This is a genomic window from Streptomyces sp. NPDC051315, assembly GCF_044455165.1.
GTDB lineage: Bacteria > Actinomycetota > Actinomycetes > Streptomycetales > Streptomycetaceae > Streptomyces.
The window spans coordinates 158,079-172,437 of record NZ_JBITEN010000006.1 but is presented as its reverse complement, the minus strand read 5'-3'; the positions used below and the strand labels follow the sequence as shown (position 1 = coordinate 172,437).

At 71.1% G+C, this 14,359-nt stretch carries 10 protein-coding genes; 8 read left to right on the top strand and 2 right to left on the bottom strand.

Annotated elements, in window-relative coordinates; translation table 11 throughout:
• Positions 1-71 precede the first annotated feature (71 nt).
• The 3 genes from ACIBBD_RS14225 (at position 72) to ACIBBD_RS14215 (ending at position 3,379) form a co-directional block, all read left to right on the top strand.
• The gene (locus tag ACIBBD_RS14225; RefSeq protein WP_399419651.1) at positions 72-743 is read left to right on the top strand and encodes a TetR family transcriptional regulator; all 672 of its coding nucleotides are present in this window, start codon (positions 72-74) and stop codon (positions 741-743) included.
• A gap of 71 nt (positions 744-814) precedes the next feature.
• A complete protein-coding gene (locus ACIBBD_RS14220) occupies positions 815-1,054 on the top strand; it encodes a heavy-metal-associated domain-containing protein (RefSeq protein WP_399419650.1) in 240 nt (79 codons plus the stop codon).
• An 81-nt stretch (positions 1,055-1,135) separates the two neighbouring features.
• Positions 1,136-3,379, top strand: coding sequence for a heavy metal translocating P-type ATPase (locus tag ACIBBD_RS14215; RefSeq protein ID WP_399419649.1), 2,244 nt, complete (start codon positions 1,136-1,138; stop codon positions 3,377-3,379).
• A gap of 858 nt (positions 3,380-4,237) precedes the next feature.
• Here the strand turns inward: ACIBBD_RS14215 and ACIBBD_RS14210 are convergent.
• On the bottom strand, positions 4,238-5,527 hold the full coding sequence (locus tag ACIBBD_RS14210; RefSeq protein ID WP_399419648.1) for a citrate synthase: 1,290 nt from the start codon (positions 5,525-5,527) through the stop codon (positions 4,238-4,240).
• A gap of 241 nt (positions 5,528-5,768) precedes the next feature.
• The gene (locus ACIBBD_RS14205) at positions 5,769-8,024 is read right to left on the bottom strand and encodes an ATP-dependent RecD-like DNA helicase (protein ID WP_399419647.1); all 2,256 of its coding nucleotides are present in this window, start codon (positions 8,022-8,024) and stop codon (positions 5,769-5,771) included.
• Positions 8,025-8,384: 360 nt separating this feature from the next.
• Here ACIBBD_RS14205 and ACIBBD_RS14200 point away from each other — a divergent pair, with 360 nt between their 5' ends.
• From ACIBBD_RS14200 to rbsD, 5 genes are all read left to right on the top strand, one after another.
• Positions 8,385-9,431 (top strand): LacI family DNA-binding transcriptional regulator, encoded by a 1,047-nt coding sequence (locus tag ACIBBD_RS14200; protein WP_399419646.1) that lies wholly within the window; start codon positions 8,385-8,387, stop codon positions 9,429-9,431.
• Complete coding sequence (locus tag ACIBBD_RS14195) at positions 9,428-10,960, top strand: sugar ABC transporter ATP-binding protein (protein WP_399419645.1); 1,533 nt, start codon at positions 9,428-9,430, stop codon at positions 10,958-10,960. Before ACIBBD_RS14200 ends, ACIBBD_RS14195 begins: the two co-directional genes overlap by 4 nt.
• Positions 10,950-12,896 carry a substrate-binding domain-containing protein gene (locus tag ACIBBD_RS14190; RefSeq protein WP_399419644.1) on the top strand — a complete coding sequence of 649 codons (1,947 nt, stop codon included), beginning with the start codon at positions 10,950-10,952 and terminating at the stop codon, positions 12,894-12,896. The genes ACIBBD_RS14195 and ACIBBD_RS14190 overlap by 11 nt, the downstream gene beginning before the upstream one ends.
• 85 nt (positions 12,897-12,981) lie before the next feature.
• Positions 12,982-13,920, top strand: coding sequence for a ribokinase (locus tag ACIBBD_RS14185; RefSeq protein WP_399419643.1), 939 nt, complete (start codon positions 12,982-12,984; stop codon positions 13,918-13,920).
• A complete protein-coding gene (gene rbsD, locus ACIBBD_RS14180; protein ID WP_399419642.1) occupies positions 13,917-14,306 on the top strand; it encodes a D-ribose pyranase in 390 nt (129 codons plus the stop codon). Before ACIBBD_RS14185 ends, rbsD begins: the two co-directional genes overlap by 4 nt.
• The last annotated feature ends 53 nt before the right edge of the window (positions 14,307-14,359 follow it).

Below are 14,359 nucleotides of genomic sequence, written 5' to 3'. Positions count from 1 at the left end.
CGTTTCACTGATCAAGAATGCGAGCGACCTCTCGCGTTTGTCAATCGCGTCCGGAGAACTGGGGATAACGCGTGCCCGAGACCGTCGATCAACAGGAGAGGGAACAGCCGCGCCGCCGCCAGGCCCGCGGCGAGCGCCGTATCGCGCAACTCCTCGAAGCCGCCGCGTCCGTGTTCTGCGCCACCGGCTACACCGCCGCCAGCACGAACGCCATCGCCCGCGAGGCCGGCGTCTCCCCCGGCACGCTCTACCAGTTCTTCCCGAACAAGGAAGCGATCGCGATCGAGCTGGGCGCCCGCCTCATGCGCGAGATGCGCGCGACCTACGGCGAGGCGCTCGCCCCCGTCGACGCCGCGACCCCGCTGGAGGAGGCGGTCGGCGCCGCCGTCGACCGGTTCATCGCCTTCAACTGCGACCACCCGGTGTTCTTCGCCCTGATGCACGGCCCCGACATCCCCGGCCGCATCAGCGACGAGCACGACGCGCTGCACGCGACGCTGCTCACCCGGATCGAGGGCCTGCTCTCCTCCTTCCTGCCCGACGCGCCGGCCGCCGACCTCACCCGCACCGCGCACATGTGCCTCGGCATGTACAAGGCCGGCCTGGAACTGGTCCTCGCCCACGAGGGCACCGAGCGCGACGCGTACGTCCAGGAGCTGAAGAACGCCCTCGTCCGCTATCTGGAGCCGCTGGTGGGCGGACGCCCCGGCCGGGGCGAGGATGCTTGGAGAAATACCCCCTAGGGGTATAATCTGGAGGAGTGGAGGCCCCTCGCGGACCCCCAGTCCCACACGCCTCGACGAGGAGAAACGACATGACCGCCCACACCGAAACCCACGGCTCCGTCACCACCGTCTACAAGGTGAGCGGCATGAGCTGTGGCCACTGCGAGGGTGCCGTCTCCGGCGAGATCTCCGAGCTGCCCGGCGTCAGCTCGGTGAAGGCCGTCGCCGCCACCGGCGAGGTCACCGTCGTCTCCGCCGCGGCCCTCGACGAGGAGGCCGTGCGCGCCGCCGTCGACGAGGCCGGCTTCGAACTGGTCGGCCGCGCCTGAGCCCCCGCCCCTCGGCACCGGGCCGCACCGACCGGGTGACACTGGTCGGGTGCGGCCCGTTCCGCTCCCTGGAGTACGGACATGCCCAGCACCACCGCCACGGCGCCGACAACCGCCGACACCACCCGGACCGTCGAGGTCGAGCTGCTCATCGGCGGCATGACCTGCGCGTCCTGCGCGGCCCGCGTGGAGAAGAAGCTCAACCGCATGGAGGGCGTCACCGCCACCGTCAACTACGCGACGGAGAAGGCGCGGATCAGCTGTCCGGCGGGGACCGAGGTCGCCGACCTGATCGCGACCGTCGTGAAGACCGGCTACACCGCCGAGGAGCCCGCGCCCCCGGCGCGGGAGGAGCCGGCGCCGGCCGAGGCCGACCCCGAACTGTCGGCGCTCCGGCACCGCTTGTTCGTCTCCGTCCTGCTCGCCGCGCCCGTCGTGCTGCTCGCGATGGTCCCGGCCCTGCAGTTCGACAACTGGCAGTGGCTGTCGCTGACCCTCTCCGCGCCCGTCGTCGTCTGGGGCGCGCTGCCCTTCCACCGGTCGGCCTGGACGAACCTGCGGCACGGCGCCTCGACCATGGACACCCTCGTCTCGGTCGGCACGCTCGCCGCGTTCGGCTGGTCGCTGTGGGCGCTCTTCTTCGGTGACGCGGGCATGCCCGGCATGCGGCACCCCTTCGAGCTGACGGTCTCACGCACGCACGGCTCCTCCACCATCTACCTGGAGGTCGCCGCCGGGGTCACCGCCTTCATCCTGCTCGGCCGCTACCTGGAGGCCCGTTCCAAGCGGCGCGCGGGTGCCGCGCTGCGGGCGCTGATGGAGCTCGGCGCGAAGGAGGTGGCCGTCCTGCGGGACGGCCGTGAGGTGCGGATCCCGGTCGACCGGCTGGCGGTCGGCGACCGGTTCGTCGTACGACCCGGGGAGAAGATCGCCACCGACGGGACCGTCGTCGAGGGCACCTCCGCCGTGGACGTCTCGATGCTGACCGGCGAGTCGGTGCCGGTGGACGTCGGCCCGGGCGACTCCGTCACGGGCGCCACCGTGAACGCCGGCGGCCGGCTCGTCGTCCAGGCCACCCGGATCGGCGCGGACACCCGGCTCGCCCGCATGGCCAAGCTGGTGGAGGACGCGCAGAACGGCAAGGCCGAGGTGCAGCGGCTCGCCGACCGGGTCGCCGGGATCTTCGTACCCGTCGTGCTGCTGATCGCGTCCGCGACCTTCGGCGCCTGGCTAGGGCTCACCGGTGACACCGTCGCCGCGTTCACGGCGGCCGTCGCGGTGCTGATCATCGCCTGCCCGTGCGCCCTCGGCCTGGCCACCCCGACCGCGCTGCTGGTCGGCACCGGCCGGGGCGCACAGCTCGGCATCCTCATCAAGGGCCCCGAGGTGCTGGAGAGCACCCGCCGCGTCGACACCGTCGTCCTGGACAAGACCGGCACGGTCACCACCGGCCGCATGACCCTCCAGGACGTGTACGCCACCGAGGGCACCGACGAGAAACGGCTGCTGCGGCTCGCGGGCGCCCTGGAGCACGCCTCCGAGCACCCGGTCGCCCGCGCGGTGGCCGCCGGCGCCGAGGAGCGGACCGGGGAGCTGCCCGTGGCCGAGCACTTCGAGAACGTGCCCGGGCGGGGCGTGCGCGGACGCGTGGAGGGGCGGGACGTGGCCGTCGGGCGGCTCTACGACGTCCTGCCCGAGGACATCGCGCGCGCCAAGGACGAGGCCGAGCGGGGCGGCCGTACGGCTGTCGTGGTCGGGTGGGACGGGGAGGCGCGCGGGGTGCTGGCCGTCGCCGACACGGTCAAGGAAACCAGCGCCGAGGCGGTACGGCAGCTGCGTGCGCTGGGCCTCGCCCCGGTGCTGCTGACCGGGGACAACCGGGCGGTGGCCGAGGCGGTGGCGGCGCAGGTCGGCATCGACGAGGTGGTGGCCGAGGTGCTGCCCGAGGACAAGGTCGGCGTGGTCAGGCGCCTCCAGGGTGAGGGCCGGGTCGTCGCGATGGTCGGCGACGGTGTCAACGACGCGGCGGCGCTCGCCACCGCCGACCTGGGCCTGGCGATGGGGACCGGGACCGACGCGGCGATCGAGGCGGGCGATCTGACGCTGGTGCGCGGGGATCTGCGGGTCGCCGCGGACGCCATCCGGCTGTCCCGGCGGACCCTGGCCACGATCAAGGGCAACCTCGTGTGGGCCTTCGGGTACAACGTGGCGGCACTGCCGCTGGCCGCCGCGGGACTGCTGAACCCGATGCTGGCGGGGGCGGCGATGGCCTTCTCGTCGGTCTTCGTGGTGACGAACAGTTTGCGGTTGCGGACGTTCCGCTGACCCGGAGTGAGGACCGCGAAGTTACCGACGGTTAGGCGACGTCGAAACAACGACCCCCCCTGGAGTCCGGCGCGCGCCTCACATAAGCTCTTCACAAGGCTCGCGCATCATCCTTACGCTTGGGCCTCGATCGCTGTATCCGGGCACTTGCGTATCTAACGGGACATATGCAAGAGACACAGATCACAGTGATGTGAACGTAACCATCGAAGGGGTTCGACGGTCTAAGTTGACGATGTCAGCAAGCGTCTTGGGGGGCGCGAACTGACATCTGGGGATGTCTTGGGGGACTTCCTCAGAGATGCGTTGCCGGGGCACGTACACCGGGAAGCTTTGAGCGGCCCTCCCGGCGTGCGTTGTCCCGGCAGATCGCACAAGCGGGAGTACGGCGAGTTCTGCTCGTTCTGCTCAACTCCCGTCGGCTCGACAACCGCATATGGCATCAGCGATTCAGGCGCTGTGTCCTCACAAGCGCCCGGCCGGATCCCGTGGGGGGAATCCGCACCGGGACATGGGAAGGCGCCCTGGTCGTCGGCCCGTGGGGGGACCGACGCACCAGGGCGCCTTCTGCTGCGTCCATCACCTTGCCGCGCCGCCGAAGCACTTCGCGTCTTCCAGGACGACCCGGCCGCCGGCCTCGCGCCTTCCGGAACGACTGGGGGGTGTACACGGAGCCGGTGGACGGAGGACTACCACCTCGTCACCTCGCACGTCTTCTCCGCGCTGCCCGAGCAAGACCTCTTCGCGGCACCCGGCCGTCGGCCTCGCGCCTTCCGCTACGACCCGGCAGCCCGGAAAACCGGCGGCGCGACCCCGGTGAGGGGCACCGGCGAACGCGGCGCCCCTCACCGGCAGGTGTCAGCGCTCCTCGACCGGAACGAAGTCGCGCTCGACGACGCCCGTGTAGATCTGGCGCGGGCGGCCGATGCGGGAGCCCGGCTCCTTGATCATCTCGTGCCACTGGGCGATCCAGCCCGGCAGGCGGCCGAGGGCGAACAGGACCGTGAACATCTCGGTCGGGAAGCCCATGGCCCGGTAGATCAGGCCGGTGTAGAAGTCGACGTTCGGGTAGAGGCTGCGCGAGACGAAGTAGTCGTCGGAGAGCGCGTGCTCCTCGAGCTTCAGCGCGATGTCCAGCAGCTCGTCGGACTTGCCGAGGGCGGACAGCACGTCGTGCGCGGCGGCCTTGATGATCTTGGCGCGCGGGTCGAAGTTCTTGTAGACCCGGTGGCCGAAGCCCATCAGGCGGACGCCGTCCTCCTTGTTCTTCACCTTGCGGATGAAGGAGTCGACGTCGCCGCCGGCGTCCCGGATGCCCTCGAGCATCTCCAGGACGGACTGGTTGGCGCCGCCGTGCAGCGGGCCCCACAGGGCGTTGATGCCGGCGGAGATCGAGGCGAACATGTTCGCCTGCGAGGAGCCCACCAGGCGGACCGTGGAGGTCGAACAGTTCTGCTCGTGGTCGGCGTGCAGGATGAGCAGCTTGTCCAGGGCGGAGACGACGACCGGGTCGAGCTCGTACTCCTGCGCCGGGACCGAGAAGGTCATGCGCAGGAAGTTCTCGACGTAGCCGAGGTCGTTGCGCGGGTAGACGAAGGGGTGGCCGATCGACTTCTTGTACGCGTACGCCGCGATCGTCGGAAGCTTGGCGAGCAGCCGGATCGTGGAGAGGTTGCGCTGGCGCTCGTCGAAGGGGTTGTGGCTGTCCTGGTAGAAGGTGGACAGCGCGGAGACGACCGAGGACAGCATGGCCATCGGGTGCGCGTCGCGCGGGAAGCCCCGGTAGAAGTTCTTGACGTCCTCGTGCAGCAGGGTGTGCTGCGTGATGTCGTTCTTGAAGGAGGAGAGCTCGTCGACGGTCGGCAGCTCGCCGTTGATCAGCAGGTAGGCGACCTCCAGGAAGGTGGAGCGCTCGGCCAGCTGCTCGATCGGGTAGCCGCGGTACCGCAGGATGCCCGCTTCGCCGTCCAGGTAGGTGATCGCGGATTTGTAGGCGGCGGTGTTGCCGTATCCGCTGTCCAGGGTCACGAGACCGGTCTGGGCGCGGAGCTTGCCGATGTCGAAGCCCTTGTCACCGACGGTGCTGTCGATCACCGGGTAGGTGTACTCGCCGTCGCCGTACCGCAGTACTACAGAGTTGTCGCTCACGTCATCCCTCACCGACGTTGTGCCTCTTCTTCGAGGTTGCCCTGACTGTCTCTACCATCCCCCATTTGGCGCAGGTGAGTGCACTCGGGGTCGACCATTGGGCTTATCGACGGCACTCAGTGCCGCCAACTTGCTCATCCTGCCGCCTTCATCCCGCTTCCGGAAGTGCTCTGTGACCTTCACGACTCATTTGATCGATCATTTTCTGTGATGCCTGGCCACCGGGGGATCGAGCACGAGGTCAGGAGCCCGAGAGCCGGAAGTCGAGGGCCGTGCAGCGGCGGCCGGCCGACACCGTGCGCACCGCCTGTCCGATCGCCTTGCGGGAGCCGACCAGGACGACCAGCTTCTTCGCCCGGGTCACCGCCGTGTACAGGAGATTGCGCTGCAGCATCATCCATGCCCCTGTGGTGACGGGGATCACCACGGCGGGATATTCACTTCCCTGTGAACGGTGGATGGTCACCGCGTACGCGTGGGCCAGTTCGTCCAGTTCGTCGAACTCGTACGGCACCTCCTCGTCCTCGTCCGTGAGCACCGTGAGGCGCTGGTCGACCGGATCGAGCGAGGTGACCACGCCCACGGTGCCGTTGAAGACGCCGTTCTTCCCCTTGTCGTAATTGTTGCGGACCTGGGTGACCTTGTCGCCGACGCGGAAGACCCGGCCGCCCAGCCGCTTCTCGGGCAGGTCCGGGCGGCCCGGGGTGATGGCCTGCTGGAGCAGCCCGTTGAGGGCTCCGGCGCCGGCCGGGCCGCGGTGCATGGGGGCGAGGACCTGGACGTCCCGGCGCGGGTCCAGGCCGAACCGGGCCGGGATGCGCCGGGCGGCCACGTCCACGGTGAGCCGGCCGGCCGCCTCCGTGTCCTCCTCGACGAAGAGGAAGAAGTCCTTCATTCCGTCGGTGACCGGGTGCTGCCCGGCGTTGATCCGGTGGGCGTTCGTCACCACGCCCGACTGCTGGGCCTGCCGGAACACACGGGTGAGGCGGACCGCGGGGACGGGGCTGTCGCGGGCCAGCAGGTCGCGCAGGACCTCGCCCGCGCCGACGCTGGGCAACTGGTCGACGTCTCCGACGAAGAGGAGGTGGGCGCCCGGGGGCACGGCCTTGGCGAGCTTGTTCGCCAGCAGCAGGTCCAGCATGGACGCCTCGTCCACGACGACCAGGTCGGCGTCGAGCGGCCGGTCGCGGTCGTAGGCCGCGTCGCCGCCGGGCTTGAGCTCCAGCAGCCGGTGGACGGTGGACGCCTCGGCGCCGGTCAGTTCGGCCAGGCGCTTGGCGGCGCGGCCGGTGGGGGCGGCCAGGACGACCCTGGCCTTCTTGGCGCGGGCCAGCTCCACGATCGAGCGGACCGTGAAGGACTTGCCGCAGCCGGGGCCTCCGGTGAGCACGGCGACCTTCTCGGTGAGCGCCAGCCTGACCGCCGCCTCCTGCTCGGGCGCCAGCTCGGCCCCGGTGCGGCCCTTCAGCCACGCCAGCGCCTTGTCCCAGGCCACGTCGCGGAAGCCCGGCATACGGTCCTGGTCGGTGCGCAGGAGGCGCGACAGCTGGGCCGACAGGGAGAGTTCGGCGCGGTGGAAGGGGACGAGGTAGACGGCGGTGACGGGCTCCCCGCCGTCCGGACCCGGCACCTTCTCCCGTACGACGCCGGGGTCCTCGCCCTCCTCGGGGGGCGCGGCGAGTGCGGCCAGGCACTCGATGACGAGGCCGGTGTCGACCTGGAGGAGCTTGACCGCGTCGGCGATCAGCCGCTCCTCGGGCAAGTAGCAGTGGCCCTGGTCGGTGGACTGGGACAGGGCGTACTGCAGGCCCGCCTTGACGCGCTCGGGGCTGTCGTGCGGGATGCCGACGGACCGGGCGATCTTGTCGGCGGTGAGGAACCCGATGCCCCAGACATCGGCGGCCAGCCGGTACGGCTGGTTCTTCACCACCGAGATCGAGGCGTCCCCGTACTTCTTGTAGATGCGGACCGCGATCGACGTGGAGACCTCGACGGTCTGGAGGAAGAGCATGACCTCCTTGATCGCCTTCTGCTCCTCCCAGGCGTCGGCGATCTTCCTGGTGCGCTTCGGGCCGAGACCGGGCACCTCGATGAGGCGCTTCGGCTCCTCCTCGATGATCCTCAGGGTGTCCAGCCCGAAGTGCTGGGTGATGCGGTCGGCGAAGACCGGGCCGATGCCCTTGACCAGGCCCGACCCGAGGTAGCGGCGGATGCCCTGGACTGTGGCCGGAAGGACCGTCGTGTAGTTCTCCACCGTGAACTGCTTGCCGTACTGGGGGTGGGAGCCCCAGCGGCCCTCCATGCGCAGCGACTCGCCGACCTGGGCGCCGAGCAGCGCGCCGACGACGGTGAGGAGGTCGCCGCCGCCGCGGCCGGTGTCGACGCGCGCGACCGTGTAGCCGTTCTCCTCGTTGGCGTACGTGATGCGCTCCAGGACGCCTTCGAGTGTGGCCAGTCGCCGCTCTCCCGCCCGGGAGGCCCCCGCCTGATCGGTCATGATCCGACGGTACCGCCCGGCACCGACAACCCGGCCGGCCTGCGGGATCACGTGCCGGTTCACCTTCTCGAAGTCCTCGGCCGGGGAGAACTCCCCCCGTTCGCTGCCCTCCGGGACCACGCGGACACGGCCGGCGGTCAGTGGTACGCCTGCCCCTCCTCGTGTGTCCGGTGCGAGGCGGTCCCTGTGGCCCGCCACCACGCTCCTGCGGGGGTGGCGCTTCATCACGATCGGGTTTCGGCCACGCCAGGGTCTTGATTAACCCCCGTGTAATCGATTCCAATCCTCCGTACACATCGATGTAATCGATTCCAGGAGTTCTTCGGAGCTCCCCGAGTTCCACAAGGAGGTGGACCGGCGATGGCGAGCATCAAGGACGTCGCCGCGGAGGCGGGCGTGTCCGTCGCCACGGTCTCGCGCGTCCTGAACGACCACCCGTCGGTCAGCGCCGAGGCACGCACGCGCGTGCTGGCCGCCGTCGAGACGCTGGGCTACCGCCCGAACGCCGTCGCCCGGTCCCTGCGCACCGACCAGACCCGCACCCTCGGCCTGGTCATCAGCGACGTGATGAACCCCTACTTCACCGAACTGGCCCGCTCCGTCGAGGAGGAGGCCCGCGCGCTCGGCTACAGCGTCATCATCGGCAACGCCGATGAGCGACCCGACCTCCAGGACCACCATGTGCGGACCCTGCTGGACCGCCGTATCGACGGGCTGCTCGTCTCCCCCACCGACGGCGGCTCGCCGCTGATGCTGGACGCCGCGCGCGGAGGGGCGCCGATGGTGTTCGTCGACCGGTGGATCCCGGGCGTCGACGTGCCGGTGGTCCGCGCGGACGGACGGGCCGCCGTACAGGACCTGGTGGCGCATCTGCACGGGCTGGGGCACCGCAGGCTCGCCATCATCGCGGGCCCGGCCGCCACCACCACCGGCAGCGAGCGCGTCGAGGCCTTCCGGGCCGCCCTGGCCACGTACGGACTCCCCCTGCCCGACGCCTACACAGGGCAGGGCGACTTCCAGGCCGAGAGCGGACGGCGGGTCATGGACAGCTTCCTCGACCTGCCCGGACCGCCCGAGGTCGTGTTCGCGGCCGACAACCTGATGGCGCTGGGCGCGCTGGACGCCGTACGCGCGCGTGGGCTGCGCGTTCCCGACGACATCGCGCTGGCCGCGTTCGACGACATCCCCTGGTTCGTGCACACCGATCCGCCGATCACGGCGATCGCCCAGCCGACGGGCGAACTGGGGCGCGCGGCCGTGCGCGCGCTCGTCGACCGCATCGAGGGACGGCCCGGCGCGTCCGTCACCCTCCCCGCCCGTCTCGTCGTGCGCCGCTCGTGCGGCGAGCCGGCCTCTGCGCAGTCCCCCGCTGCGCAGCCCCCCGCAAGGAACAGGAGCCAGTCGTGAGCAACGCGGACGAGTTGCTGCGCATCGAAGGCATACGCAAGACCTTCCCCGGTGTGGTCGCGCTCGACGGCGTCGACTTCGATCTGCGCCGGGGCGAGGTGCACGTACTGCTGGGTGAGAACGGTGCGGGCAAGAGCACCCTCATCAAGATGCTCTCCGGCGCCTACCGCCCCGATGCCGGGCGGATCCTGGCCGGCGGCGAGGAGGTGCGCATCCAGGGCGCGCAGGACTCCGAGCGCCTCGGGATCGCCACCATCTACCAGGAGTTCAACCTGGTGCCCGATCTGACGGTCGCCGAGAACATCTTCCTGGGGCGCCAGCCGCGCCGGTTCGGGATGATCGACCGCAAGCGGATGGAGGCCGAGGCCGCCGTCCTGCTGGAGCGGGTGGGCGTCAGCGTGTCGCCCCGCGCGCGCGTGCGGGAACTGGGCATCGCCCGCCTGCAGATGGTCGAGATCGCGAAGGCGCTGAGCCTGGACGCGCGCGTGCTGATCATGGACGAGCCGACCGCCGTGCTCACCTCCGAGGAGGTCGAGAAGCTCTTCGCGATCGTGCGCCGGCTGCGCGAGGACGGTGTCGGCATCGTCTTCATCACGCACCACCTGGAGGAGATCGCCGCCCTGGGCGACCGCGTCACCGTCATCCGCGACGGACGGAGCGTCGGCCAGGTGCCCGCCTCGACGCCCCAGGACGAACTCGTCCGGCTCATGGTGGGCCGTTCCATCGAGCAGCAGTACCCGCGCGAGCGCGCCGACAGGGGCGCCGCCCTGCTCTCCGTCGAGGGGCTCACCCGGGACGGCGTCTTCCACGACGTCAGCTTCCAGGTGCACGCCGGTGAGGTCGTCGGTATCGCCGGGCTCGTCGGCGCCGGCCGTACCGAGGTCGTCCGGGCCGTCTTCGGGGCGGACCCGTACGACCACGGAGCCGTGAAGGTCGGCGGCGCGCGCCTGCCCCGCCACGACGTGAACGCGGCCTTGGCGGCCGGGATCGGGCTCGTGCCGGAGGACCGCAAGGGCCAGGGGCTGGTGCTCGACGCCTCCGTCGAGGAGAACCTCGGGCTGGTGACCATGCGGTCCGCCACCCGGGCCGGACTCGTCGACCTCAGGGGCCAGCACGAGGCCGCCGACCGGATCGCGAAGCAACTGGGTGTGCGGATGGCTGGCCTCGGCCAGCACGTGCGCACGCTCTCCGGCGGCAACCAGCAGAAGGTCGTCATCGGCAAGTGGCTGCTCGCGAACACCAAGGTGCTGATCCTCGACGAGCCGACGCGCGGTATCGACGTCGGCGCCAAGGTCGAGATCTACCAGCTCGTCAACGAACTGACGGCCGCCGGAGCCGCCGTCCTGATGATCTCCAGCGACCTGCCCGAGGTGCTCGGCATGAGCGACCGGGTGCTGGTGATGGCGCAGGGCCGGATCGCCGGTGAGCTCCCGGCCGACGAGGCCACCCAGGACGCCGTGATGGCGCTCGCCGTCAGTACCCCCACCCCCATCGCTACGACTGATTCGGAGGCCGGCCGTGGCCGCTGACACGCTCAAGAGCACAACGGGCGCCGGTGGCGCCGCGGCGGTCCGCCGCCTGCTCCTCGACAACGGCGCGCTCACCGCGCTGATCGTCCTCGTCATCGCCATGTCGGCGCTGTCGGGCGACTTCCTCACCACCGACAACCTGCTCAACGTCGGTGTCCAGGCCGCCGTGACCGCCATCCTCGCCTTCGGCGTCACGTTCGTCATCGTCTCGGCGGGCATCGACCTGTCGGTCGGCTCGGTGGCGGCCCTGTCGGCCACCGTGCTGGCGTGGAGCGCCACCCAGCAGGGCGTCCCGGTCGTCCTGGCGATGCTCCTGGCCGTCGTCACCGGCGTCGTGTGCGGTCTGGTGAACGGTTTCCTCATCGCGTACGGCAAACTGCCGCCGTTCATCGCGACGCTCGCCATGCTGTCGGTGGGCCGCGGTCTGTCGCTGGTGATCTCCGAGGGCTCCCCGATCGCCTTCCCCGACTCCGTCTCGCACCTGGGTGACACGCTGGGCGGCTGGCTGCCCGTCCCCGTGCTGGTCATGATCGTCATGGGTCTGATCGCGGCGTTCGTGCTCGGCCGGACGTACATCGGCCGCTCGATGTACGCCATCGGCGGCAACGAGGAGGCCGCGCGTCTGTCCGGTCTGCGCGTGAAGAGGCAGAAGCTCGCCGTCTACGCCCTGTCCGGCGTGTTCGCCGCCGCCGCGGGTGTCGTCCTCGCCGCCCGGCTCTCCTCCGCGCAGCCGCAGGCCGCCGACGGCTACGAGCTGGACGCGATCGCCGCGGTCGTCATCGGCGGCGCCTCGCTCGCCGGCGGCACCGGCAAGGCGTCCGGCACCCTGATCGGCGCGCTGATCCTGGCGGTGCTGCGCAACGGCCTCAACCTCCTGTCGGTCTCCGCCTTCTGGCAGCAGGTCGTCATCGGTGTCGTCATCGCGCTGGCCGTGCTGCTGGACACCCTGCGCCGCAAGGCCGGGGCGACCCCGGTCGCGGCCGGCACCGGCGGCAACAGGGGGAAGCAGGCGGTGACGTACGCGCTGGCGGCCGTGGTGACCGTGGCGATCGTCGGCGCGACCTCCTTCCTGCACGGCGGCACCTCGTCGGCCTCCAGCCCGAAGGTCGGTCTGGCGCTGTCGACGCTCAACAACCCGTTCTTCGTGCAGATCCAGTCGGGCGCGAAGGCCGAGGCGAAGAAGCTGGGTGTGGACCTGACGGTCACCGACGCGCAGAACGACGCCTCGCAGCAGGCCAACCAGCTGCAGAACTTCACCAGTTCCGGCTACGACGCGATCATCGTCAACCCGGTGGACTCCGACGCGGCCGGCCCCGCCGTGCGAGCCGCCGACAAGGCGAGGATCCCGGTGATCGCGGTCGACCGCGGCGTCAACAAGGCGACGACGGACACGCTGGTGGCCTCCGACAACGTCGCCGGCGGCGAACTGGCCGCGCGGACCGTCGCCGAGAAGCTCGGCGGGACCGGCAAGATCGTGATCCTCCAGGGCCAGGCGGGCACGTCCGCGGCCCGGGAACGCGCCGAGGGCTTCGCCAAGGGGCTGAAGGCCTACCCGGGCATCCAGGTCCTGGCCCAGCAGCCGGCCGACTTCGACCGCACCAAGGGCCTCGACGTGATGTCGAACCTGCTTCAGGCCCACCCGGACGTCCAGGGCGTCATCGCCGCCAACGACGAGATGGCGCTCGGCGCGATCAAGGCGCTGGGTTCGAAGGCCGGAAAGTCCGTCCAGGTCGTCGGCTTCGACGGCACCCCGGACGGCCTGAACGCGGTCAAGAACGGCACGCTGTACGCGTCCGTCGCACAGCAGCCGTCCGAGCTGGGCAGGATCGCCGTGGACAACGCGCTGAAGGCGCTGCAGGGCAAGAAGGTCCAGCAGACGGTGAAGGTGCCGGTGAAGGTGGTCACGGCGGAGAACGTGGCCGGCTTCAGCGGCTGACATCGGCGAGCGGGCGGGCGGCGGTCCGGCACCGGGGGTGCTGGACCGCCGTTCGCCCCACGTCACGTACCAGGGGAGTTCATTCATGTACGACTACGACCTACTGGTCGTAGGGTCGGCCAACGCCGACCTGGTGATCGGCGTCGAGCGACGGCCCGGGGCCGGCGAGACGGTCCTCGGTTCCGACCTGGCCGTCCACCCGGGCGGCAAGGGCGCGAACCAGGCGGTCGCGGCGGCGCGCCTCGGTGCCCGTACGGCCCTGCTGGCCAGGGTCGGTGACGACGCCCACGGTCGCCTGCTCCTCGACTCGCAGCGGGCGGCCGGGGTGGACACGGTGGGCGTGCTGGTGGGCGGGGCGCCCACCGGGGTCGCGCTGATCACGGTGGACCCGTCGGGTGACAACAGCATCGTCGTCTCCCCGGGCGCGAACGGCCGGCTGACCCCGCAGGACATACGGGCCGCCGCGTGCCTCTTCCACACCTCACGCGTGGTGTCGGCGCAGCTGGAGATCCCGCTGGAGACGGTCGTGGAGGTCGTCCGCGCCCTGGCGCCCGGCAGCCGCTTCGTCCTCAACCCCTCCCCTCCCCGCCCGCTGCCCGCCGAGGTGCTGGCGGCCTGCGACCCGCTGATCGTCAACGAGCACGAGGCGAAGGTGCTCCTCGGGGACGCGGGCGTGGGCGACGACCCCGGGGACTGGGCGCGGCTGCTGCTCGCGAAGGGCCCCCGGTCGGTGGTGGTCACCCTGGGCGCGCGGGGCGCGCTGGTGGCGTCGCCGGAGGGGGTCGCGCGGGTGGCGTCGGTGGCGGTGGACGCCGTGGACACCACGGGCGCGGGTGACTCCTTCACCGCGGCCCTGGCCTGGAAGCTGGGCGCTGGTTCGTCGCTCGCGGAGGCGGCGGCCTACGCGGCGCGGGTCGGGGCGGTCGCGGTCACCCGGCGGGGCGCGCAGGAGTCGTTCCCCACGGCACGGGAGGTCGAGGCGCTGCGCGCGCCCGAGGTGGCGCGGCGGGGTGACGCCCTGTGAAGAAGGCGGGAATCCTGAACCGTCATCTCTCCGGGGCGCTCGCCGAGCTGGGGCACGGGGACGGGGTGCTGGTGTGTGACGCCGGCATGCCGATACCCGACGGGCCGCGCGTCGTCGACCTCGCCTTCCGGGCGGGGGTGCCGTCGTTCGCGGAGGTCGTCGAGGGACTGCTCGACGAGCTGGTCGTGGAGGGGGCGACGGCGGCGCGGGAGGTGCGGGCCGCGAACCCGTCGGCGTCGGCGCTGCTGGACGGGCACTTCCCCGGCCTGGCGCTGGTCCCGCACGAGGAGCTGAAGGAACTGTCGGCCGGCGCGCGGCTGGTCGTACGCACCGGGGAGGCGCGACCGTACGCGAACGTGCTGCTGCGGTGCGGGGTGTTCTTCTGAGCCGCTGACCCGGGAAGACGCTTCGAGGGGCCTGGTCAAGTCGACCGGGCCCC

Bases quoted from the DNA above. Each gene is read 5' to 3' on its own strand.
- ACIBBD_RS14220 (WP_399419650.1), top strand. From the start codon at position 815: ATGACCGCCCACACCGAAACCCACGGCTCCGTCACCACCGTCTACAAG.
- ACIBBD_RS14215 (WP_399419649.1), top strand. From the start codon at position 1,136: ATGCCCAGCACCACCGCCACGGCGCCGACAACCGCCGACACCACCCGG.
- ACIBBD_RS14205 (WP_399419647.1), bottom strand. From the start codon at position 8,024: ATGACCGATCAGGCGGGGGCCTCCCGGGCGGGAGAGCGGCGACTGGCC.
- ACIBBD_RS14200 (WP_399419646.1), top strand. From the start codon at position 8,385: ATGGCGAGCATCAAGGACGTCGCCGCGGAGGCGGGCGTGTCCGTCGCC.
- ACIBBD_RS14185 (WP_399419643.1), top strand. From the start codon at position 12,982: ATGTACGACTACGACCTACTGGTCGTAGGGTCGGCCAACGCCGACCTG.